The 22472-nt window shown below is 64.3% G+C and carries 23 protein-coding genes; 12 read left to right on the top strand and 11 right to left on the bottom strand.

Annotated features, from left to right (window positions below):
• The first annotated feature begins 3 nt into the window (after nt 1–3).
• The 3 genes from AC1DE3_RS13170 (at nt 4) to AC1DE3_RS13160 (ending at nt 3482) form a co-directional block, all read left to right on the top strand.
• On the top strand, nt 4–1818 hold the full coding sequence (locus tag AC1DE3_RS13170; protein ID WP_476779506.1) for a glucan ABC transporter ATP-binding protein/ permease: 1815 nt from the start codon (nt 4–6) through the stop codon (nt 1816–1818).
• Between the two features lie 131 nt (nt 1819–1949).
• Nucleotides 1950–3059 carry a calcium:cation antiporter gene (locus tag AC1DE3_RS13165; RefSeq protein ID WP_476796955.1) on the top strand — a complete coding sequence of 370 codons (1110 nt, stop codon included), beginning with the start codon at nt 1950–1952 and terminating at the stop codon, nt 3057–3059.
• Between the two features lie 102 nt (nt 3060–3161).
• Nucleotides 3162–3482 (top strand): DUF1330 domain-containing protein, encoded by a 321-nt coding sequence (locus AC1DE3_RS13160; RefSeq protein ID WP_476852458.1) that lies wholly within the window; start codon nt 3162–3164, stop codon nt 3480–3482.
• Between the two features lie 6 nt (nt 3483–3488).
• On the opposite strand, the gene aroB is transcribed toward AC1DE3_RS13160, so the two are convergent.
• Together aroB and AC1DE3_RS13150 are read right to left on the bottom strand one after the other, a co-directional pair.
• Complete coding sequence (gene aroB, locus AC1DE3_RS13155; RefSeq protein ID WP_476779505.1) at nt 3489–4628, bottom strand: 3-dehydroquinate synthase; 1140 nt, start codon at nt 4626–4628, stop codon at nt 3489–3491.
• Nucleotides 4629–4633: 5 nt separating this feature from the next.
• Complete coding sequence (locus tag AC1DE3_RS13150) at nt 4634–5227, bottom strand: shikimate kinase (protein WP_441511715.1); 594 nt, start codon at nt 5225–5227, stop codon at nt 4634–4636.
• Between the two features lie 175 nt (nt 5228–5402).
• On the opposite strand from AC1DE3_RS13150, the gene AC1DE3_RS13145 reads away from it, so the two are divergent.
• Together AC1DE3_RS13145 and AC1DE3_RS13140 are read left to right on the top strand one after the other, a co-directional pair.
• Nucleotides 5403–5549 carry a histidine kinase gene (locus tag AC1DE3_RS13145; protein ID WP_441511716.1) on the top strand — a complete coding sequence of 49 codons (147 nt, stop codon included), beginning with the start codon at nt 5403–5405 and terminating at the stop codon, nt 5547–5549.
• Complete coding sequence (locus tag AC1DE3_RS13140; RefSeq protein ID WP_476779504.1) at nt 5546–6493, top strand: site-specific tyrosine recombinase XerD; 948 nt, start codon at nt 5546–5548, stop codon at nt 6491–6493. The genes AC1DE3_RS13145 and AC1DE3_RS13140 overlap by 4 nt, the downstream gene beginning before the upstream one ends.
• Nucleotides 6494–6603: 110 nt before the next feature.
• Here AC1DE3_RS13140 and AC1DE3_RS13135 read toward each other — a convergent pair whose 3' ends face one another.
• The 4 genes from AC1DE3_RS13135 to AC1DE3_RS13120 form a co-directional block, all read right to left on the bottom strand.
• Nucleotides 6604–7494, bottom strand: coding sequence for a hypothetical protein (locus AC1DE3_RS13135; protein WP_476852435.1), 891 nt, complete (start codon nt 7492–7494; stop codon nt 6604–6606).
• A gap of 318 nt (nt 7495–7812) precedes the next feature.
• A complete protein-coding gene (locus tag AC1DE3_RS13130) occupies nt 7813–8169 on the bottom strand; it encodes an HdeA/HdeB family chaperone (protein WP_441511719.1) in 357 nt (118 codons plus the stop codon).
• Nucleotides 8170–8229: 60 nt separating this feature from the next.
• Nucleotides 8230–9660, bottom strand: coding sequence for a DUF1254 domain-containing protein (locus tag AC1DE3_RS13125; RefSeq protein WP_441511720.1), 1431 nt, complete (start codon nt 9658–9660; stop codon nt 8230–8232).
• A gap of 227 nt (nt 9661–9887) precedes the next feature.
• Nucleotides 9888–10220 carry a helix-turn-helix domain-containing protein gene (locus tag AC1DE3_RS13120; RefSeq protein WP_441511721.1) on the bottom strand — a complete coding sequence of 111 codons (333 nt, stop codon included), beginning with the start codon at nt 10218–10220 and terminating at the stop codon, nt 9888–9890.
• Nucleotides 10221–10417: 197 nt separating this feature from the next.
• Between AC1DE3_RS13120 and AC1DE3_RS13115 the strand changes: the two genes are divergently transcribed.
• From AC1DE3_RS13115 to AC1DE3_RS13095, 5 genes are all read left to right on the top strand, one after another.
• On the top strand, nt 10418–11419 hold the full coding sequence (locus tag AC1DE3_RS13115) for a helix-turn-helix domain-containing protein (protein WP_476852434.1): 1002 nt from the start codon (nt 10418–10420) through the stop codon (nt 11417–11419).
• A gap of 335 nt (nt 11420–11754) precedes the next feature.
• The gene (locus AC1DE3_RS13110) at nt 11755–12519 is read left to right on the top strand and encodes an ABC transporter permease (RefSeq protein ID WP_476779502.1); all 765 of its coding nucleotides are present in this window, start codon (nt 11755–11757) and stop codon (nt 12517–12519) included.
• Nucleotides 12512–13282, top strand: coding sequence for an ABC transporter ATP-binding protein (locus tag AC1DE3_RS13105; protein WP_476779501.1), 771 nt, complete (start codon nt 12512–12514; stop codon nt 13280–13282). The genes AC1DE3_RS13110 and AC1DE3_RS13105 overlap by 8 nt, the downstream gene beginning before the upstream one ends.
• Nucleotides 13279–14235: an ABC transporter substrate-binding protein gene (locus AC1DE3_RS13100; protein ID WP_476779500.1), complete on the top strand. Its 957-nt coding sequence runs from the start codon at nt 13279–13281 to the stop codon at nt 14233–14235. The genes AC1DE3_RS13105 and AC1DE3_RS13100 overlap by 4 nt, the downstream gene beginning before the upstream one ends.
• 55 nt (nt 14236–14290) lie before the next feature.
• Nucleotides 14291–15322 carry an MsnO8 family LLM class oxidoreductase gene (locus AC1DE3_RS13095; protein WP_476779499.1) on the top strand — a complete coding sequence of 344 codons (1032 nt, stop codon included), beginning with the start codon at nt 14291–14293 and terminating at the stop codon, nt 15320–15322.
• A gap of 90 nt (nt 15323–15412) precedes the next feature.
• Here AC1DE3_RS13095 and AC1DE3_RS13090 read toward each other — a convergent pair whose 3' ends face one another.
• The 4 genes from AC1DE3_RS13090 to AC1DE3_RS13075 form a co-directional block, all read right to left on the bottom strand.
• Nucleotides 15413–16354, bottom strand: a complete 942-nt coding sequence (locus AC1DE3_RS13090) for an amidohydrolase family protein (protein ID WP_476852433.1) — start codon at nt 16352–16354, stop codon at nt 15413–15415.
• A 27-nt stretch (nt 16355–16381) separates the two neighbouring features.
• On the bottom strand, nt 16382–17536 hold the full coding sequence (locus AC1DE3_RS13085; protein WP_476779668.1) for a M24 family metallopeptidase: 1155 nt from the start codon (nt 17534–17536) through the stop codon (nt 16382–16384).
• Nucleotides 17537–17627: 91 nt separating this feature from the next.
• On the bottom strand, nt 17628–18980 hold the full coding sequence (locus tag AC1DE3_RS13080) for an LLM class flavin-dependent oxidoreductase (RefSeq protein WP_476779497.1): 1353 nt from the start codon (nt 18978–18980) through the stop codon (nt 17628–17630).
• A gap of 13 nt (nt 18981–18993) precedes the next feature.
• The gene (locus tag AC1DE3_RS13075) at nt 18994–19494 is read right to left on the bottom strand and encodes a flavin reductase family protein (RefSeq protein ID WP_476779496.1); all 501 of its coding nucleotides are present in this window, start codon (nt 19492–19494) and stop codon (nt 18994–18996) included.
• 173 nt (nt 19495–19667) lie between these two features.
• Between AC1DE3_RS13075 and AC1DE3_RS13070 the strand changes: the two genes are divergently transcribed.
• Nucleotides 19668–20180 carry a MarR family winged helix-turn-helix transcriptional regulator gene (locus tag AC1DE3_RS13070; protein ID WP_476779495.1) on the top strand — a complete coding sequence of 171 codons (513 nt, stop codon included), beginning with the start codon at nt 19668–19670 and terminating at the stop codon, nt 20178–20180.
• Here the strand turns inward: AC1DE3_RS13070 and AC1DE3_RS13065 are convergent.
• Nucleotides 20168–21136: a D-2-hydroxyacid dehydrogenase gene (locus AC1DE3_RS13065; RefSeq protein WP_476779494.1), complete on the bottom strand. Its 969-nt coding sequence runs from the start codon at nt 21134–21136 to the stop codon at nt 20168–20170. The two genes, AC1DE3_RS13070 and AC1DE3_RS13065, sit on opposite strands and share 13 nt — an antisense overlap.
• Before the next feature lie 133 nt (nt 21137–21269).
• Between AC1DE3_RS13065 and AC1DE3_RS13060 the strand changes: the two genes are divergently transcribed.
• Nucleotides 21270–22244 (top strand): Bug family tripartite tricarboxylate transporter substrate binding protein, encoded by a 975-nt coding sequence (locus AC1DE3_RS13060; protein ID WP_441511733.1) that lies wholly within the window; start codon nt 21270–21272, stop codon nt 22242–22244.
• Nucleotides 22245–22472 lie beyond the last annotated feature (228 nt).

Here is a 22472-nt window from a genome sequence, read left to right as displayed (position 1 = left end):
GCGATGTCGCTTCTTTCGCTCTATGCCCGTGTCCTCGGCGAGCTCGGCCCCGAAAGGCGGCTGGGCCTCGTCCTGGCATTGGCCAATGTGCTGCTGGCCGCGGTCGCCTTCGCGGAGCCGATGCTCTTCGGCACGCTGATCGACCGGCTGACCACGATCCAGGCGTCCGGCGGCAAGCTGAGCTGGGACAGCATCGACTATCTGATCCTTGCCTGGGTCGGCTTCGGCCTGACCAATATCGGGCTCGGCGTCTTCGTCGCGCTCCATGCCGACAGGCTGGCCCATCGCCGCCGGCTCGCCGTGATGGCCCAGTATTTCGAACATGCGCTGACCTTGCCGCTCGCTTATCACACGCAGACCCATTCCGGCCGCGTGCTCAAGGTGATGCTCGACGGCGCGAGCGCGATGTGGGCGCTCTGGCTCTCCTTCTTCCGCGAGCATTGCGCCTCGATCGTCGCGCTGTTCGTGCTGCTGCCCTTCACCATCTGGAAGAACTGGCAGCTCGGCCTGCTGCTGATCGCGCTCGTCATGCTGTTCGGGGCGCTGACGGCCTTCGTGCTGCGCCGGACCGACCGACTCCAGCGCAATGTCGAAGCGTATCATTCCAGCTTGGCCGAACGGGCCTCGGATGCGCTCGGCAATGTGCCGGTGATCCAGAGTTTCACACGCATCGAGGCCGAGGTGCGCGGCCTGCGCTCGACCATCACGAACCTCCTCAATGCGCAGCTGCCGGTGCTGTCCTGGTGGGCGGTGGCGAATGTCGCGACGCGGGCCTCGGCCACGCTGACGGTGCTGGCGATCTTCATCGTCGGCACCTGGCTCCTGATGCACGGCCAGACCACCGTCGGTGAGATCGTCACCTTCATGGGTTTCGCGACGATGCTGGTCGGGCGCCTCGAACAGATCGTCGCCTTCGTGAACTTCATCTTCATGCAGGCGCCGAAGATGCGCGATTTCTTCGAGGTGCTCGACACTTTGCCGACCGTGCGCGACCCGCCGAACGCTCCGGACCCCGGCCGGCTCAGCGGCGCCGTCGCCTTCGAGGACGTCTCCTTTTCCTATGACGGCAAGCGCACCGCGGTGCGCGACGTCTCCTTCTCGGTGCGGCCGGGTGAGACGATCGCGGTCGTCGGCTCGACCGGCTCGGGCAAATCGACCACGCTCGGGCTGCTGCACCGTGCCTTCGATCCGCAGTCGGGGCGGATCACGGTCGACGGCCTGGACATACGCGACATCTCGCTGCTCTCGCTGCGACGCAATATCGGCGTCGTCTTCCAGGAGCCGATGCTGTTTGCGCGATCGATCCGCGAGAACCTGCTGGTCGGCAAGCCGGAGGCCACCGATGCCGAGCTGATGCAGGCGCTCGACCGGGCCCAGGCGAGCGAGGTGATGGCGCGCCAGCCCGATGGCCTCGACACTCTCGTCGGCGAGCGCGGGCGCACGCTCTCCGGCGGCGAGCGGCAGCGAATCTCGATCGCCCGCGCGCTGCTCAAGAACCCGCCGATCCTGATCCTCGACGAAGCCACCTCGGCGCTCGACGCCGCGACCGAGGTGAAGCTGCAGAAGGCGCTGGAAGAGGTGATGAAGGGGCGCACCACCTTCGTCATCGCGCATCGACTCGCCACGATCCGCAATGCCGACCGTATCCTTGTCTTCGAGCAGGGGCAGGTCGAGGAGATGGGCACCTTCGACGAGCTCGTCGCCAAGGGCGGGCGCTTCGCGGCGCTGGCGCGGGCGCAGTATCTCGTCAGCGACAATCCCGCGCCGCTCACCGAAAGCGACGTCAGTCCGCTGGCGCAAAAAATCACCGCCGGCTGATACGCCGCCGGCTCTTGGAAGGCCCTTCGCGAAGGAGCGCATGCGACATCAGCCGTTGCGCCGATGTCGCCTTTCCCGCTTATTAGGTCGCGCCCTTCCCGCAACAGAACTTCCGTGTGACGACGACGATGATGATCCTTCGCCTTGCCTGTGCCTGGGCTTCGGTTGCCGCCTTCCTCCTGTTCGGCGACACTTTGCTCGGTCAGCTTGGCGGGCCGCTGCCGTCGCTGCTTCTCTTTCTCTGGCTGCTCGGAATCATCGTCTGGTCGTCCTTCGGCGTGGTGCATGAGGCCGAGGAACTGGCGGAAAGGCTCGGCGAGCCCTATGGCACGCTGCTTCTGACCCTATCGATCGTCATCATCGAGGTGGCGCTGGTCGGCGCCGTCATGCTGGGCGCGCAAGGCGCGCCGACGCTCGGCCGCGACACGATGTTCGCGGTGCTGATGATCGTGCTCAACGGCGTGGTCGGCGTCGGGCTGCTCATCGGTGGACTCAGGCATTTCCAGCAGCGCTACAATCTCAAGGGCGCCACGTCCTATCTGGCCGTGATCATCCCGCTGACCGTGATCCCGCTCTTCCTGCCGAATTTCACGACCTCGACGCCGGACGGGACGCTGACCTCGTTCCAGGCGATCGCCTTTTCGATCTTCACGGTCGCCCTGTACGGCGCCTTCCTTGCGCTCCAGACGGGCCGGCACAGCATGTTCTTCCGGGAACCCGAGGAGGACGGCAAGCCGGCGTCGGCATCGGCTGCAGCGGAAGAAGGGGCGGCTTCGCCGTCTTCCGTGGGTGAATTGCTGCCGCGCGTCGGCCTGCTGCTTGCCAACATCCTGCCGATCGTCATCCTGTCGAAAAGCCTGGCGAAGGTGCTCGATTTCGGCATCGCTCAGCTCGGCGCCCCGGCGGCGCTCGGCGGCATCCTGATCGCGATGGTGGTGTTCACGCCGGAATGCATCGCGGCACTGCGGGCGATCACAGCCAATCAGCTCCAGCGCGCGGTCAATCTGTGCCTGGGCGCGGCGGCCTCGACGCTCGGCATGACCGTGCCCGCGGTGCTGCTGATCGGTGTCTTCACCGGCCAGCCGGTCGTGCTCGGCCTGTCGGCGACGAACATGGTGATCGCCGCCATGACGCTGCTGCTCTCGACGCTGACCTTCACCGGCACCCGCACCACCATGCTGGAAGGGGCGGTGCATCTCGCCGTGTTCTTCGTCTTCCTCGTACTGGTGTTCAGCCCCTGACCGGCGTGCGATAACCCCGCAGGTAATCGACCCGCGCCGCGCAGCGCGTCATGGTCTCTTGCAACGGCCGGCCCTTAGACGGCTGCCAGGGAGACCTACGCCATCGCCCATCTGCAGGATGTGCGCCTCGGGCCCGAGATCATCGACTACATCAAGCGCATCGACGCGACGCTTGTGCCCTGTGAAGGCCAGTTCCTGCTTCATGGCGCGACGCCCGAGATCGTCGAGGGGCCATGGCCGGGCGATCTCGTGATCATCGCCTTTCCCGATATGGAGCGAGCGCGCGCCTGGTACGCTTCACCAGCCTGTCGCGAGATCCTACCGCTCAGGACGGAGAATTCGCGCGGCGCGACGATGATCGTGAAGGGCGTGGCGCCCGGCTATCGCGCAACAGATTTCCTTGCCAAGGCCGGGCTGGCCTGACCCCGGTCAGGCCGCCAGTTCGGCCTCGATGAAGCTGCGGACCTCATCGGTCGCGACTCCCGGCGCTATGAAGCTCTTGCCGATGCCGCGGGCGAGGATGAAGGTCAGGACGCCGCGCTTGACCTTCTTGTCCTGCGCCATCGCCTCGACGATCTGATCGGCGCTGCCCGCCCCGCCCGGCACCTGCTGCAGACGGCTGGGCAGGCCGACATGGTCGAGATGACGCGCGACCCGCACGGCGTCCTGGCCGGAGCAGAGCCCGAGGCGCTGCGAGAAGCGGAAGGCGAGCGCCAGGCCGATGGCGACAGCCTCGCCATGGACGAGCCGGCTGGAGTCGTAGTTTGTCAGCCGCTCCAGCGCATGGGCGAAGGTGTGGCCGAGATTGAGCAGGGCGCGGTCGCCCTCCTCGCGCTCGTCGCGGGTGACGATCGCCGCCTTGGCGCGACAGGAGACGGCGACGGCATGGTCACGCTCCGGCCCGCCGGCGATGACGCGGCTCCAGTTCGCCTCGCACCAGTCGAAGAAAGCGGGATCGTCGATCAGCCCGTACTTCACCACCTCGGCATAGCCGGCCTTGAACTCGCGCTCGCTCAGCGTGTCCAGCAGGGCGGTATCGGCGATGACCAGAGCGGGCTGATGGAAGGCGCCGATCAGATTCTTGCCATATGGCGAGTTGATGCCGGTCTTGCCGCCGACGGAGGAATCGACCTGAGCCAGCAAGGTGGTCGGCACCTGGACGAAGCGTACGCCGCGCCGGAGCACCGCTGCAGCAAAGCCGGTGAGGTCGCCGACAACGCCGCCGCCGAAGGCGATGACGAGGTCGTTGCGTTCGACCTTCGCCGCTAGCAGCGCGTCGCAGAGCGCGATGAACTGGGCATAGGATTTCGAGCCCTCGCCCGGGGGGATGGTGATGCGGGTCGCGGTGATGCCCTCCTGACGCAGGCAGGTCTCGAAGGCGGCGCCGTGCAGGGCGGCGACGCTCGTATCGGTAACTAGGGCAGCCCTTGCTCCCGGCGCGAAGGCGGCGATCAGAGCCGCCGCCTCGCAGAGCTGGTGGCGGCCGATATGGATGTCGTAGGCGCGGCCTTCGAGCGCGACGGGGACGACGATGCGCGCGCCGGCCTTCTCGGTCAGGGTGGCGTTCATGACGTTTATTCTCCGGCCGTCAGGCGCAGATAGCCGTTCAATGCGGCAATGGTGTCGCCGACCACGATTTCGTGAGGCTCGTCGCTCGACAGGATGGTCAGGTCGGCGAGGGCATAGACGGGCTCGCGCTCGGCCAGCATCCGGCGCAGCGTCGCCTCCGGATCGGCAGTCTGGAGCAGCGGGCGGTTCGAGCGTTTGCGGACGCGGCGCATCAGCACATCCGGCTCGGCCTTGAGCCAGACCGAGATACCGAACTGCTTGATCCGCTCGCGCGTCTCGGCATTCATGAAGGCGCCGCCGCCGGTCGCCAGCACGACGGGCGACTGCGTCTCGAGGATGCGGCTGATCACGCGCCGTTCGCCCTGGCGGAACTCGGCCTCGCCGCGCTGCTCGAAGATCTCGGGGATCGTCATGCGGGCCGCCGTCTCGATTTCCACATCGGCGTCGATGAAGGGCATGCCGAGCCGCGAGGCCAACCGGCGCCCGACCGAGCTCTTGCCGGAGCCCATCATGCCGACGAGCACGATGGCGCGCCCGCCGAGGGCGGTGCGGAGATCGGCCATGTCCGGGGCGGCGATGGTGGCAGCGGCGGTCATCAATCTATTTTCCTTGGAAGGGCCTGTAGCACGCGGCTGCCGGCCGCGTCATGCCTTCGTCATGGCTTTTTGGCCGCGCTTTGCGCGCAGCTGTGGCGTGCCAGCCCTTGCGCGATGTGGACGGCATCGCGGATAGTAACTCGGCCCAAGATCGCGCGATTGCGAAAGTCAGCCCGACGTGCCGACGTTATTCCGTTTCCTCGCCTTCGTCGCGATCATCGCCGGTCTGATCTTCGGGGGCATGATTGCGCTTGTGACTTTCGTCCAGCCGGTGCAGCGCGAGATGGTCGAGATCGTACCGCCGGCGAAACTGCAACCGAAATGAGCCGCCTGTCGCGCCAGCGGCTGAATGCCTTCCTCGATATGCTGGCGGCCGAGCGCGGCGCGGCGCGCAACACGCTCGCGGCCTATGAGCGCGATATCGAGGATTATCTCGAATTCCTCGGCGGCAAGGCGCCGGGGGAGGCGACCCCCGAGGACATTCGCGGCTGGCTGGTGGATCTTTCGGAGCGCGGGCTCAAGGCCTCGTCCGCGGCACGCAGGCTGTCCGCCGTCAGGCAGTTCCACCGCTTCCTCTACACCGAAGGTCTCGCGGGGACCGACCCGACCGCAGCGATATCCGGGCCGAGGCAGGGGAGGCCGTTGCCGAAGGTCGTTTCCGTCGGCGATGTCGACCGCCTGCTCGAAGCCGCGCAGATCGCCTGTCTGCAGGAAGGGCTGACACCCGCCGCGCGGCTGAAGGCCTTGCGGATGCGCTGCCTCGTCGAGATGCTCTATGCCACGGGCCTGCGCGTCTCCGAGCTGATCGCACTGCCGCGCTCGGCGGCGACGACGCGCGAACGCTTCCTGATCGTGCGCGGCAAGGGCGACAAGGAAAGGCTGGTGCCGCTGAACGAGGCGGCGCGCCAGGCCGCGCGGGACTGGCTGACGGGCTTGACGGAGGCGGGGCTGGCCGATGGGCGCTGGCTCTTCCCGTCCGATGGCGAGAGCGGGCACCTGACGCGGCAGGTCTTCGCGCGCGATCTCAAGACGCTGGGCGGAGCGGCAGGGCTTTCAGCTCCGGCTCTGAGCCCGCACGTGCTGCGCCACGCCTTCGCCAGCCACCTGCTGCAGAACGGCGCCGATTTGAGGGTGGTGCAGGAACTGCTCGGCCACGCCGATATCGCGACGACGCAGATCTACACACATGTCCTCGACGAGAGGCTGAAGAGTATGGTGCGCGATCTCCATCCCCTGGCGGATGGAGATCGCGAAACCGGCAAAGAGTGAGGTCGACGCGGCCGGCCGAGATTGCCTGCATCGACAGGCCAAATCGCATCATCCGCTCCCATCAGGCCGCGCGGCTCACTGGCTCTCGCATCCGAACGGCTCTCTTGTGCCTAGAACCGCAGGCTGAGCCCCACGACCGGTCCATGCTGGAGCATATCGAACGCGTAGCGTCGACGCCCCTCTCCCTGCTCATAGTCGACGTAGAGCGCGCGGTAGCCGATGATGCCGGAATAGGTGACGCCGTTCTTCTCGGCGAAATCGAAGCTATATGCTGCGATGGCCTGCCAAGAGAACTTGCTGCCGCCCCCGCCGATATCGCCGCGCAGAAGCAATTCCTGCCCGGGAGCCACGGCGACCCGCATGCGGGCGCCGACAAAGCCGTCTAGCCAGTCCACCGAACCGGAACGGGCAATGGCCAGGTTGCGCGCAAAACTGAGATCGCCGATGTCGGTTGTCGTCGCGCGGTCAAACGACAGCTCGGCGCGCTGATACCAGTAACGTGCGCCCCCCAGGACATCAAACCCCACAGAACCGAAGCGTGCGACCTCGTATGCGGAGCCGACCTCGAGCGTTGCCATTGAGACGCTCATATCGCCTGAGGTCCCGACCGTGCCGGTCACCCCCGGCACCACACCGCGCGACCTGACGTTGCTGCGGTCTATGCCGAGTTTTGTCCAGACGAAATTGCCGTAGAACGCCAGGGGCCCGTTGCGGGCCTCCAAATCCCCCATCAGACCGACGAGCGTGCCGCCATTTCCCGCGGTGGCATCGACGATGTCGATGAAGCTTGCCGAGACCTTGGCGGTTCTCCCCTTTACGGTCTGATTTCCGTTGAGGGATGTGAGCCAACCATAGGGGGTGAAGCGGAACGTCCATGCCGATGTCATGGCAGGCGGCACAGGCGGGGCCGGGGGCGGCAAATCAGCAGCCTCGGCCCTCGCGCTGCCGAGGGTCAGGGCGACAAGGATGGAAAGCCCGCAATGTCTGGCGCTGAGAGTCAATGCAGTTGCCCTTAATCGCCCGTGGGTGCGCCGAGTCGGTAGTTCCTTTGTAGAGCCCGATTCGAGGACGGGTAAAGGGTCTGGCATTCCGAAAAATAGGCCGTCTGGGGTTGCCTGTTGGCAGGGTCTGCGCAGATCGTGGCGAGTTGCTCTTGCCGCGATTGCGACGTTTGACAGCCGGTGAGAATGGCGCTCGCCAAGACGACCGAACCAATCAATCGAAGTGATGTCATTGTGATCGCCCCTTTTTTGAGTTCGGATCATGGGCCGGGCCGGTAATCCGACCCGGATAGTCAGCGGAAGGGCAGCGCCTTCGAATTAAGGCTTCATCTCGATGCCGCGCTCGACGCGCATATCCTTGAACACGACGGCGATGGCCTCGATCACGCGCTTGTTCGGATTGGCCTTGCAGTATTGAATGACCTCGTGCTCCGCCTCTTTTCCACGCTTGACGTTGAGCATGTGCTTTCGCGCAAGGCCATTGTACCACCCGCTGTACCAAGTCGTCAGCATGTCGGCGTCTTCTTGAAACGTACCGGCCAGCTGCGCGCAGGTCAATTTCTGCACGTCGATGTAACCATTCTCGTCTGCATACGAGCTCAGCATGGTCTGTGCGACCGCGGGGGTGGCAAGCACGATCGCCAAGAGCGATGCAGACAGTAATTTTCCGTTCATTTTAATCACCTCACAGAATTGTGCCGGAAATTATCTTAAGAAAATTTTGCAGTAACCTTTTCAAGTCTGTTTCGTGACGGCGGGTATCGTCCAGGTTCCATTGATGATCGACGGATCGGTTTCGCTCGGCCAATACATGCGAAGCATCAGGATGAAGTCGCCGGCCGGCGCGGGGAGCCAGTTCGACTCCTTATCCTTGCCGGGCGATTCGTGCTGGATATACAGATCGGTGGAGCCGTCCGGATTGGATTGCAGGTTCTCGCGGGGGCTGATCGAGTACCGGTTGAGCGGGTTGTTCACGAAGAAATACTTGTCGTCATACATGGTCAGCGACCAGAACCCCTCCACGGGCGGCAAATGCCCTTTGGGGAAACGCATGACGTATTTGTTGGCCCCGTTGTATTTGCGGCCCGCGGCATCGTGTTGCGAGGTCGGATAGACTGCATCCTGGGGGCGATTGGCGCCGAGACCGATGGCGGTTACAAGCGCCCGCATCAGATAGTCGGTGCCGTAGATGCCGGTCTTTGTCGTAAAGGCAAAGCCGTTCTCGTTCTTGATCGCCCTGTTGATCTTGAATTGCAGCATGATCCTGTCAAAGGCGACTTCCGGGATGCGCTTCGCCAGGTCGACCTTGAATTTGCTCTCGTCGAAATCCTGCCCCGGGACGATGCCGATGCGCGCAAACCGCGCCAGCTCGGGAGCATCGGCGTCCGATGGCGGATTGCTCTTCATCAACTCGCTGAGCAGTTTGAAGTAGGACACCGCATCCATGCGGTTGACCTGATCTCGCACCGGGGTCTTCATGTCGATCGACGGATCGACCTTCCCGGGCTGCGGCGTATAAGGCTTGCCGTAGGCGCTGAGCGGAACGAGCTTGAACTCGTCTTGCAGCTTGTGGACTGCCGCGTAGTCCTCGGGCGTGCCGGTGCAGTAGATCCGCCCGAGCAGCCAGACGATGTTCGTCAGGGATTTATATTCCTTCACGCCGTCCGGCAAAGTGCCTTTCCAGCCGGGGCCGGTGATCGCATAGGTCTGCGCACCGGTGCCGGTCGTGCGCTTGCCCGGGACCTGGAAGACCGTCGTCCAGCCGTCGAGCATCGGCAGCAGGAAGTATCGTCCCTTCATGTCGGGAACGCTGAGGACCCAGGGTTCCTTTCCGACATCGAAGAACGAGGTGGTGTAAAGCGTATCCGCGTTGGGCGCAGTGACGTCACGGAAGGACGCGTCGGGATAGCTGCGCAGCTTGATGATATGTCCCATCGGACCCCGCGTTCCCACGGGCTCGGCCACATTGGTGATGATCCGCCGGGTCATCTCCATGGTGACCAGCGGATAACCGAAGATGTAGGCGTCGGTCGCGAGCCAAAAATCCTCCAGGCCTTCGCCGATGCCGAGGAAGGCCCCTTGCTCGGCGAGTGCCGAGTGCCCCATCGTCGCGCTTGTCAGTGCGCCTATGCCGCCGAAGGCTGCAGTTCGTCGAGTGATCTTCATTGTGCACCTTCCACCTTGCGCCAGGCCGAAGCGAGCCGGTGAGCACTTGCAGCAGCGCGCCTCCGGGCACTCCTCGCGAAACCGCGCCGCTGAGCTCGATTGCCCTTCGGCGACGGCGATTTAAGCTTGGGCATTTGGCGTCCCCGCTCGCGCGGAATCTTGCCATTTCGCGCCAAAAGCGCGTGTGCGGGAAAGTGCTCCATGCCGGCGTTTGGGCTGAAGCGCCGTCATTTGCGTTGCTGCCGCCTGTAACGTGCAGGCTGGGTTTTCATCAGGCGCCTGAAGCTGCGGGAAAAGCTGGTCGGGCCGGTATAGCCGAGGAGCAGAGCAATCCGCGAAATCGTCTCGTTGGTTTCAGTCAGCAGGCGGCAGGCGGTGGCAAGCCGGACTTCGGCGACGATTTCGCTATGACTGGTTGCCTGCGCTGCCAGGTGCCGTTGAAGCGAGCGGGCGCTAACTCCGAGTCGACTTGCAATATGTCGAAGGGATGCGCCACTCTGCAATGACGCCGCGACAGCTTCTCGCACTGCGTGTTCGGAGGGGATATGTCCGAGCTTCATTACCTTGTCACGAAGGGCCGGAACCTTCGTGTCTCCGTCCACTCAGCGTGCCAATTAACGATCGATTAGATCACTCGTCTGGCCATCGCCCGCCAAAATCGGGATGGCGAGAGATTTCGCTTCGTAACAGGTAGATCATGGCCTGGCATTGATACGAGAAGTAGTTCCGTCGGGTAGCCTTGGGGGAGGCGATCGTTATGAGAAATATTCCTTTAGCACGCTGCCAATTCGTCATCCCTTTCGCCGATATCTGCGATGAGATTGGCGCTCCTACTGCATCATTGCTGGAAAAATCCCGGCTTCCCACTTCGCTCGAGGAGAAGGCAGACGATTTCATGCCTCTGCTGCGCGCGGTTGAATTCGCCGAGGAAGCACAGAGATCGCAAGGTATCGTGGATTTCGGATTTCAGGCATCGAAGCGACTTCAGTTTTGCCACCTCAGCGCGAAGTTCCGGGCGGTCATCGGATGTTCACCGACGCTGTTCACCGCTCTGCAGCAAGTCTGCAAATGGGCGACGCTGGAGGACAACGTTCTCAATATGTGGCTCGAACGGGCCGATGATCATATCAAGGTATGCAGCAAGCTGATCGGCACATCAGGCATCCCTCACCTCGAACATTCGCAGTGGCTTCAGAATATTTTTTCGATTCATATCGTACAACAATTCGCTGGGCCCGAATGGAAGCCCGCAACAATAGCATTCGAAGCTCGCTACCGTCCAAGCGCAGAAACCCAAGCCCGATGGCCCAATACGCGGTTTCTTTCCGGACAATTTGCTTCGTGGATCGAAGTGCCGCTCTCCTTCATGGGATTTCCCGGCCGTGTGAGCGAGGTGCCGCTTGATTTTCTCGACGAGGATGTCGGGCCGGCCGGGGGGGAAATCATCGGTGCACTCAGGTTGATGTTGCCCTCCTATCTGGACGAAGGGGTTCCGAGCGTCGCGGAGATCGCCGAGATGGCGGGGACCAGCGTCCGGAGCCTTCAGCGCCGGCTCTCGGTCGCCGGCCTCACCTACTCGGAACTGCTCGAAGCCGCCCGGTTTGAAAAAGCGGCCAAGCTTCTGCTGACGACGGACGTCAAAGTGATCGACGTGGCGTTTGCCGCAGGCTACGCGGACCCGGCGCACTTCACCCGCGCATTCCGCCGCATGTCAGGTACGACCCCGCGTCGTTTTCGCGATGAAGCGAGATCGCGATAGCCTCGCCGTCTCCGTCCGCCGCTTGGCCTTGGTGTCTGCGACGCTCTGCCGATGTCCGGCCGCGCGCATTGCGTTGAGCGATCGTCGAGCCCTGACGATGTGTGGACGCGAACGCGGAAACTGCCTGCATAGATGTTTAACATCATGTTCCGACGTATATATCGAAGTGTACGTTTTATACTTGAGGTGAATCCAAATTCGCGTTTCTGATTTTGAGCATCTCTCAATTCGGTTTGGTATTTTTGGTTTAGAATAATTCTATTCAAGAGACTTTCGCTTGCTATTCCTGCTCAGAGGACTACAGGGCAAGCGCTTTCGATTTTTGGTCACCTTGAATGCCACGACTTTCAACGCTGGCGGTTTTTGTCGCGACGCTGGCGGCGTGGCATGTGGCGAGCACCTCCGGCTGGGTTACGCCCTTCCTGCTGCCGTCGCCGCGGACCGTGCTGGAAACGCTGATCGAGCTGTCCGGCTCGGGTGTCCTCGCCAAGCATATGCTGGTCAGTCTGAAGCGTGTCGGCGCGGGTTATCTGGTCGCGATCGGCCTGGCCGTTCCCGTCGCGCTGCTGTTCAGTCTCAGCGGAGCGCTACGCCGCATGGTCGAGCCGCTGCTGGAGTTCCTTCGCCAGATCCCGCCGCTGGCAATGATGCCGCTGCTGATCCTGTGGCTCGGCATCGGCGAGACGCAGAAGATCGGGATCATCGTTCTGTCCTGCTTCTTCCCGATCTTCCTGGGTGTTCGCGGCGGCATCGCCGCCGTCGACCGCAAGCTCATCGATGTCGGAACGGTCTACGGTTTCAGCCGCGCCGAGATCATGCTGCGGATCGTCCTCCCCTCTGCCTTGCCGTCGATCGTGGTCGGCCTGCGCATCGGCCTCGGCTATAGCTGGCGGGCCTTGGTCGGCGCCGAGCTCATCGCCTCCTCCGCCGGCCTCGGCTACATGATCGTCGACGCGGAGAACCTCGCGCGCACCGACATCGTCCTGGCCGGCATCCTGGTGATCGGAGTGCTCGGTCTCATCAGCGATCACCTGCTTCGATACCTCATCAGCCGCAAGGCAAGCTGGCTGTCCGGCGATCTGGAGATGGCGCGTGCTTGAGGCGCGCCATCTCGGCAAGACCTATCGGTTGGGCGAGACGGAGGTCGTCGCCCTCGCCGACGTCGATCTGGCCTTCCCGCGGGGCTCGATCACGACCGTGGTCGGCCGCAGCGGCTGCGGGAAGACCACCTTGCTGCGCCTTCTCGCCGGCCTCGAGCTGCCGACCAGCGGTGAGCTGATGCGCCAGGCCGGCCCCGTGCGAACGGGTGTCGTCTTTCAGGAGGCACGGTTGATGCCCTGGCTCGACGCGCTCAGCAATGTCGCCTTCGGCCTGCGCCGACGCTTGCCCGCCTCGGTCGCCGAGGAACGCAGCCGCGCCGCTCTCGAAACCGTCGGGCTGTCCGCCTTCGCCGACGCCATGCCCAGCCAGCTATCGGGCGGCATGGCGCAACGCGTCGCGATCGCCAGAGCCCTGGTGACGGAACCGGATCTGCTGCTGCTCGACGAGCCCTTCGCAGCGCTCGACGCCTTCACCCGCCGCGCCATGCAGAACGAACTGATCGCGATCTGGCAGAAGAAGCGGCCGACCATCGTCTTCGTCACCCATGATGTCGAGGAAGCCGTCCTGCTCGGTCAGCATGTGCTCGAGCTCGAGCGGGGCCGTGTCGTCGGCCATGAACCGATCGATCTGCCGTTCCCGCGCGATCCGACGGCGACCGCCGTGAACGATCACCGCCGGCGCATCCTCGCCAATCTCACCGCACCAGGGCGGAACTCCGCATCCGCAATGCATCCCGCCCTCGACAAGGAGCCCTCCCGATGAAACGTCTCGCTGCCCTGGGCCTTGCGCTCGCATTGCTGATCGGCCCCGCGGTGGCCGCGGACAAACCGAAGACGGTCCGCGTCACCTATGTGACCGCGCCCTTCAACGTGCCGTCCATCGTGATGCGCGAGAAGGGCTATCTCGACGAGGCCTTCGCCAAGTTCGGCATCAAGGTGGAGAATCCCGAGATCACCTCGGGCGCCCAGCAGACGCAGGCCCTCGCTGCCGGCGAAATCGATATCGCCAGCGTGCTCGGCGGCACCTCGGCGATCCTCGCGCGCGCCAATGGTGTCGACCTCAAGGTCGTGGCGGCCTATGCCCGCTCGCCCAAGGCCTATTTCCTGATGACCCGTGCGGATGGCCCAGCGAAGATCGCCGATCTCAAGGGCAAGAAGATCGCCGGGCCGAAGGGCACGGTGCTGAACCAGCTGCTGGTCGCGGCGCTCGCCTCGCAGAAGCTGACGCTGAACGACGTCGAATACATCAATATGGACCTGCCGGCGGCGCGGGCGGCCCTGCTCGCGGGCCAGGTCGACGTCGCGACGCTTGCCGGCGCCAACGTCACCCTGGTCGAGAAGGCTGGCGGCAAGGCGCTGACCAGTGGCGAAGGACTGATCAAGCCGACGACGGTGATCGGGGCCCGCACGGCTTTTGCCGAACAGCATCCCGATCTGCTCGCCGCCTATTTCGAGGCCCATCGCAAAGCTCTCGACTTCATGGCCAAGAACCCGGAGGAGGCGCTGGCGATCGCGGCGAAGGAGCAGAAGATCTCCATAGAGGATGCCCGCGCGCAGATGCCTCTCTACGATTTCACGCCCGCGATGACCGAGGCCGACATCGCCAATCTGTCCGAAGATCAGGACTTCATGATCCAGGCGGGCATGCTGCCCAAGGCCAAGGCGATCGACATCAAGACGAGCCTTGTCGCGCCCTCCGCCTTCACCCTGAAGTAAGCCAGCGCGGCGCCGGCCGGCTCGGCCGGCGCCGCCTATGCCCGGTACCGGAATCATGCGCCTTTCGATTCTCGATCCCATCGTGCTGCCGAAAGGCGGCACTTCCGGCGATGCTCTGCGGACAGCGATCGCCATGGCGCGGGCAACCGAGCAGCTCGGCTTCACCCGCTATTGGGTCGTCGAGCATCACGACGTCGCCTTCGAGGCCAACCCCGCACCGGAGGTCTTCGCCGCGGCGCTGGCCGGCGCGACCTCGCGGATCAGGATCGGGGTCGGCGGCGTGCTTCTGAACCATTACAGCCCCTACAAGGTCGCCGAGGCGATGCGCACCTTGAGCGCTCTGTTTCCCGGCCGCATCGATGTCGGGATCGGCCGCGCCACGGCAGGTCCGCTGGCCGACCACGCCCTGCAGCGACTGCGGGATGCTTCGCTTCCGGACGACCATGCAGCGCATGTCGAGGAACTGATCGGCTGGCTCGGCAATGATCTGCCCGCCGCTTCACCCTTTCGCGGCATCCGGATCATGCCGGACGAGCCTCCCGGACCATTGCCGTGGATCCTCGCTGTCAGCGAGGAAAGCGCCGAGAGGGCCGCGGCCCTGGGCCTCGGCCTCGCCTGCAGCGCCTTTCATAAGCCCGAACAGGCTCCGCATGCGGCGGCCGCCTATGCGAGGAATTTTACGCCCTCCCGTTACGCCGCCGGCATCGACACCCCGCAGGCCTTCATCGCCGTGCGCGTCATCGTCGGCGAGACACAGGAGGAGGCGGAGCGGCTTGCCATGCCGGTGCGCGCGGTGTTCAAGCTTCGGCGGTCTCCGGAACGGGTCATGGTGCCGCATCTGCCCGATCTCGACGAAGCGATCGCCATCATGGGCGGAATGATCCCCGCAGAGACCGCCGAATGGCCCGCCTATGTCATCGGCACGCCGGAGCGCGTGATGGCAACGCTGTCGCGCATGGCGGAGCGGACCGGAATCGACGAGTTCATGATCCAGGATTTTCTGGACGATCCGGGGCTCCGCTTGCGCAACTACGAACTTCTTGCCGCTGCTGTCGGGCAATCGCGTCGCGCCGCCGTCTGCCCATAGGTTCGTGGAGAACGCCTCGCGCCAACGCGCGCCTGACGGCTTGCCCGAAATAGCGACGTCGATGCTCTATCCGACGCTGTGCGCGTTGGATCAGAGCGCGAACAGGGCCCGCGCATTCGCCCACATGATGCTGTCGCGATCCAGGTCGCTGATCGCAGCGGAATCGATGAAAGCGCGTGCCTCGGTGTTCGACCAGAACGGATAATCGACGGCGAACAGCACGCGCTCGGCGCCGATTTCCGCCAGAGCGCAGGCGAGGGCGGGGTGGGAGAAATTGCCGCTCGTCGACAGATGGAAATGGCCGCGAAAATACTCGCGGAACCGCCGCTTCATCGTGACATGCCGGGCGATGATCGCGTCGCAACGCTCCATCATGAAGGGCAGGCCCTCGCCGAGATGGCCAAGCACGATCTGCAGTTTCGGGAATGCATCCAGCACACCGCTGAGCACCAGCCGCATCGCTATCGTCGCCGCCTCGACCGTGAAGCCGAGCGCGCCGCGGATCAGGACCGGATAATCCTTGTAATAGGCATCTATCACCGGAGCGGCGGGCGTCGCGGGATGGATATAGATCGGAACGCCCAATCCTTCCGCGCGCTCGAAAATGCCCCAATATTTGCGCGCGTCGATGAACTCGCCGCGGGTCAGCCCATGGATCATGGCGCCGCGGAAACCGTTTGCGGAAACGCGTCGTTCAAGCTCCCTGGCCGCCTCCTTCGGATCCGGCGTCGGCAACATGGCAAGGCCGCAGAAGCGGTCGGGGTGGCGCTCCACCGCTGCGGCCAGAAGATCGTTCGACAACCGCGCAAGCCGGACGGAGTCCACAGCCTCGAAATTCTGCGCTCCAGGCTCCACTTCGGATAAAATCTGCACGCCGATGCCGGCGGCGTCCATCGCGGCGATGCGGCCGGCTCCAAGATCGGTGAGCGCCGCGTCGAGTGCGGCGCTGCTCATCACGTCATGGCCGCGCCGCAGATCGCGCAGTCTCGGCGTCCAAAAATGCTCTTCAACGGCGACAATGTCGGACGACATGCTTCGATCCTCGATAGCCCGGGCGCCTCAGTTCAATTCGACGATCGCGCGAGGCGTCTTGTGCAGCCGCTCGGCGATGCCGTCGGACCGGGTCAGGAAATTGTCGCAGACGGTCACGAACAGCCGGTCGGTCGAGAGGCTCGGATGGATGCCGATATTCATGCCGGGCGCGATCGCCATCGTCTCCTCGGCATGCGCCAGCGGTCGTTCCACGGCGTCGCAACCCTGGCCATGGCAATGGACGCGGCGCTCCGGCGGAAAGCCGCGACGGACCATATAGTCGTTGTAGGCTGCGAGGATTTCGTCGCACCGTGCGCCGGCCGAGAGAAGCGACACGGTGAAATCCTGCGCCTCGGCCATGCGGGCGAATCCGTCGGCCAACTCGGCCGGCGCCTTGCCGAGCGTGAAATGCCGCGCGATATGGACGAAATATCCGCCTGGCCCGCTATTCTCCGCCTGCAGCAGCAACGTATCGCCCTCGCGCAGCGTGCGGCCATGGAACGGGCGGATGAGCATTGGCGTCGGTGCGCCCGCAGCGGCCGAGGAGCCGAGAAAATAGCCGGTCTGACTGCCCATCGTCTGGCCGAGATAATAGGCGCAGGCCATCACTTCGAAATCGCGCATGCCGGGCTGGATGAACGCGCCGATGCGCGCGAAGATGTCGTCCTGCATCGCGGCCGCGCGACGAATGAAGTCGAGCTCGACGTCGCTTTTGACGGCGCGCGCATCGTCGACAAGGTCGCTGGCGTCGGACCAGCTGATATTGCCGGCGCGTCTCTGAAGCCCGGACGCGAAGCCGTGATACATGGCGTTCGCGCCGACAAGCCCGACCGCTTGAAAGCCAGAGTGCGCAATCTCGGCGGCGACTGCTTCCGCGTCCTGTTGGCCGGCATATCGAACCATGGGAAAATTCGCGGTGAACACGCGGCGGCCGACGCCGGGCAACGTCTCATCGCGATCATCGAGATCGACGACGCGCCCGGCGGCTCCATGGGAGACGAGAGTCATGAGGCCGTCGGCCGGTACGATCAGCGTCTGCGCCGGGTTCGGCAATGCGCCAAGGCCGGTGAACCAGCGAAAATAGCCACCGCCGGCGGCGAGGTTGTTGGCACCTTGGACGATCAGGGCGTCGAGCTGTCGCTCACGCATGCCCTCGCGAACGGCCCTCCACCGGCGCTCCATTTCGGCGCGCGGGGTTGGGTCGGAGAATCTGTCGATCATGCTCATTGGCGCGCGATTCCCGATAGTGGCCGCGGGTGGGTGAAGATGACGATCAAGGGGTCCGAGGCGTTAGCGTGTAGCGGCTTTCAGGGCGCGGCAGGCCCAGCCCGTCGCGCAAGGTTTCGCCGTCATAATCGCGGTGGAACAGGCCACGCCGCTGCAACTCCGGCAGAGCCAGCGTGGCGAATTCGTCGAGGCCGCCGGGCAAATACGAGGGTTGAACGATGAATCCGTCGCTGCCGCCTTGCCGGAACCACTCTTCCATCTTGTCGACGACATGCTCGACCGATCCCTTGATCGTCAGCTTTCCGCGCGCTCCCGCAAGTCTGAGATAGAGCTGGCGGATCGTCAGCTTTTCGCGCTGCGCCAGCTTGACGATATTCTGATAGAGGCCGCTCTTGCTGGCGTCCGTCGGCGGCAGATCAGGCAGCGGACCATCGAGCGAACAGGATGAAAGATCCGCGCCGCCGAGCATGGTCGACAGGATTTCGCGTCCGACGACCGGATGGATGAGCGACTGCATGTGCGCGTGCTTCTCGTTCGCTTCGGCCTCGGTTCGGCCGACGATCGGGTTGATGCCCGTGAGCACGTGCAGATGTTCGGGGCGGCGGCCGTAACGCGCCATGCGGCCTTTCACGTCGCGGTAATATTGCTGCGCGCTGGCGAGGTCCATTTCGGCCGTAAAGACGATCTCGGCCGTCGCGGCGGCGAACTCACGGCCATCTTCGGAGGATCCGGCCTGAACGATGACCGGATGGCCCTGAATCGGTCGCGGAACATTCAGCGGCCCGCGAACGCTGAAGTGCTTGCCCTTGTGGTCGAGCGCATGCAGCTTTGCCGGATCGAAATAAGCGCCGCTCTGCTTGTCGCGCAGGAAGGCGTCATCATCCCAGCTGTCCCAGAGCCCGCGGACGACATCGAGGAATTCATGCGCCCGGTCATAACGCTCGGCGTGGCCATAATGCTGGTCGCGCCCGAAATTTCGGGCCTCGGCATGCGCGGTTGAGGTAACGACGTTCCAGCCGGCGCGGCCGCCGCTGAGATGGTCGAGCGACGCGAATTTGCGCGCCAGATGATAGGGCTCGTTGTAGCTCGTCGAGGCTGTCGCCACGAGTCCGATCCGGTCGGTCACAACCGACAGCGCCGACAAGAGCGTCAGAGGCTCGAAATGCGCGGTATACTGCGCCGACCGGCTGAGCGCGTCCGGATGCGCCTCGCGCACGGCTACCTGATCCGCGAAGAACAGGAAGTCGAATTTCGACTGCTCGGCCGTTCTCGCCATGTCGAGATAGTGGCGAATGTTGACGCCCGCATCGGCTTGCGCGTCGGGATGGCGCCAGGACGCGACGTGATGGCCGGTGTGGTTGAAGAACAGGCCGAGCGTCATCGTGTCGCGAGATCGCATCACGCGGCTCCTTTCAACGGCATGTCGGAGATGGCCGGACCGCGGCATAGGCTCCGCGCAGATAAACCAGCGGCGCCTCGGCGATCTGCCCGCGGGCGTCGCGGACGAGCCCCACGAAAATCGAGTGAGTCGGCGTCTGGTATTCGCTTGAGAGCTCGCAATCGAACACCGCGATCGCATCGAGCAGAACGGGCGCTCCGGTTTGGAGCGTGGTCCATTGGTCGCTTGCAAAGCGCGCTTCGCCGGCGATCTGTTCGCGGCCGGCGAAGCGGTTGGCCAGCATCTGCTGATCTTCCGCCAGCACGTTCACGCTGAAGCAACGATCGGCGCGAATGCGGGAGTGAGCGCTGGCGTTTCGATTGACGCAGACAAGCAGGGCGGGCGGATCGTCGGATAGCGAACAGATCGACGTCGCGGTCAATCCGGTCCGTTGACCCTTTTCCTTGCCTACGGCGATGACCGCAACCGTGCCAGCGACATTGCGCATCGCGCATCTGAAAGCGGCGGCGTCCATCGTCACAAGTCTCCGCGGTATGAGACAATAGGTAGCATGCTTATTACTATGATGAGTATGCTACCTAACTGTCAAGCCGCTTCTCTGCGGATGGGATCGAGCCGGACATCGTTGTCGGCGGGAGCTGAAAGGCATACTGATGCGGTGTTCACCGATTTCGCAAAGCGCGGGCCATGCTTGATGAAATTGCGGATATTGCCGACCTGAGGGACAAGCCTGGCTTTCTCATCCGGCGCGCGCATCAGATTACTGTCGCCGACATCGAGGCCAAGCTGGCGGCCTACAAGGTGACGGCGCCGCAGCATCTGGTTCTGACGGTGCTTTACCTGCATCCGAAGATCGACCAGGCGACGCTGGCGGATCTCATCGCGCTCGATCGCGTCACAGTCGGGCGCATTCTCGTCGGGTTGGAGCGGCGCAATCTGGTGCGCCGCGATCGCTCGCGCGTCGATGCGCGAGCGCGCGTGCTGAGCCTGTCGACGCCCGGAAAGCGGCTTGTGCTGGTGCTTCAGGACGCTGTGCGGCGATCCCAGACGGATATCCTGGCGCCGCTGTCGGATGAAGAGCGGCGCCAATTCTTCCACATCATGCGCCGGCTTGTCGGCTTCGAGCCGCCTGCGTCCATTGCCGCGCTTGCCGCGGAAACGCCGGAGCAGCCGGCCGGCGGACGGATTCACGGGCCATAGATCGCCGGATCGTCGATCTCGTTCAGCAGCGGCCTGGCGGCGATGAAGCGGCCGGCGTTCTCGATCACCAGCTCGACCGCCCGCGCCAGCGACGGCGCATGTCCGCGCCCGCCCATATGCGGTGTCAGGATCAAATTCGGGCAGTCCCAGAGCGGGTCGTCTTCCGCCGGCGGCTCGGGATGGGTGACGTCGAGCCCGGCACCGCCAAGTTCGTTGTTGTGCAACGCGTAGCGCAGCGCCGCAGAGTCGACGAGCGCGCCGCGCCCGACATTCACCAGCAGCGCCGTCGGCTTGCAGATCGCCAATTGTCTCGCGCCGATCATGTGCCGCGTTTCGGAGGTGAGGGGCGCGGCGAGGACGATGATGTCGGCGCGGGCGAGTGCGCCGTCGAGTTCGTTGGTGCCATAGATCTCGTCGGCTAGCGGGTCGGGCGTCGCCTGGCGCTTGACGCCGATGATGCGCATGCCAAAGGCGCGCGCCCGGCGCGCGACCTCCCGTCCGATTGCCCCGAGCCCGACGACGGTGAGGACCGCGCCGTCGAGCGCCTGCATGCGGTCGGCGTAGTCCGGCGCCCAGGCGCAGGCGGCTTGGCGAGCGAACGACAGATCGAGCCGACGCGCGAGGCCAAGCATGAGCGCCATCGCATGCTCCGCAACCGCGCTGGCATAGGCATCGCCGACTGTCGTCAGCCGGGCGGAGGCGGGAATTCCGTGCACGCGCGCCGCGTCGTAGCCCGAGAGCAGAAGCTGAACCCAGCGAATATCCGCCCCCAGATCATGCAGCGCCCGCGCCGTCTGCGCGTCGCGCAGCTGGCTCATCGTGACGAGCGCGCGGGCACCCGGCAGCGCGGCGGCGAAGCCGGCCTGGTCATCGACCCGCGCGACTTCGGCGCCGAGCGCTTGCAGGCCTTGCGCAAGATCGGACGCGGCCTGCGACGTCCAAACGATGACTTTCATGGTTTCCCCAGCTGCAATGCGAGCTTTCGATATTGATGGCATGCCAATGATCGGCATACAATCAAAAAGCCCGGCCATGCCTGGGCCAACGAACCGGCCAGCAGCGTCTGGATCAATGAAACGGGAGGGATGAATGCTTACACGACGGGCGGTTTCTCGATGGCTTGGCGCCGGGCTCATGGCGGGTGCGACCACGACGGGGTTTGGCCAATCTTTCCCCAGCAAGCCGTTGCACATCATCGTGCCCTATGCGCCGGGCGGCAGCTCGGATCTGATAGCCCGCACCCTCGGTCAGAAGCTGCAAGAAAATCTCGGCCAGCCGGTGATCGTCGACAATCGTCCGGGAGCCAACGGCGCGATCGGCATCGAAGCGATGATCCGTATGCCGGCGGACGGCTACACCTTTGCCGTGATTTCTACCGGCGCGCTAACCGTCAATCCGCATTTCGAGCAACTGCGCTACGATCCGCTGAAGGATCTGACGCCGATCTCCATGGCGGCGATCAGTCCGCTGGTGCTGGCCGTGAATGCGAAGATGACGGTCAATTCGGTCAAGGATCTCATCGCATATGCGAAGGAGCGGCCGGGCTACGTCACCTACAGCATTCCGGGACCGGGAAGCCTGCCGCATCTTGCGGGCGAATTGCTCAAGCGCGAGGCCGGCCTCGATATGCTCGCGATCCCCTATAAGGGCGGCTCGCCCGCTTCGGTCGCGGTCGCGTCCGGCGAGGTGATGGTCGGCATCGTCGACACCGGCGCGGTGCTGCCGCTCGTTCGCTCCGGGATGGTGCGCGCGCTCGCAATGACAGACCCGAAACGCTCGCCCTCCATGCCTGATATTCCGACGGTGTCGGAAGCGGGCGTGCCGGGGTTCAGCGTCAATTCCTGGATCGGCGTCCTGGCGGCGGCGGCCACGCCACCGGATCTGGTCGCAAAACTCAACGGCGAGATCACGAAGGCGCTGCAGGCTCCCGATGTGCGCGGGCGGTTCGCCGCCGCCGGGCTCGATCCGGCGCCGACTAGCGCGGACGAGATGGGCAGGATCATGCGCGCCGATTTCGCGCAGTGGCAATCATTGATCAAGGCGGCCAACATCAAGGCGCAGTGAACTGCAATCGGCTGGCGAAAGCCGATGGCCGTCGCATCCGAGGTCAACGGGATCTCTGGTGCGGCGGTCTGTTCATCGCAATCGTCACTTCCGTTCCGATGTGGCTGGCGGAATGGAATTGTGCGTGGGGTCTGGCTACGGGGCGGCATAATGATCGAGGACGAGCCGGATTTGGGCCCGAGTGCGATCAGTTCCTGGAGCCGGCCGTCGCTCGCCAATCGGTACTCG

The organism is Allobosea sp. 10L417 (assembly GCF_056395485.1).
This window is presented reverse-complemented; position numbering and strand designations above follow the sequence as displayed.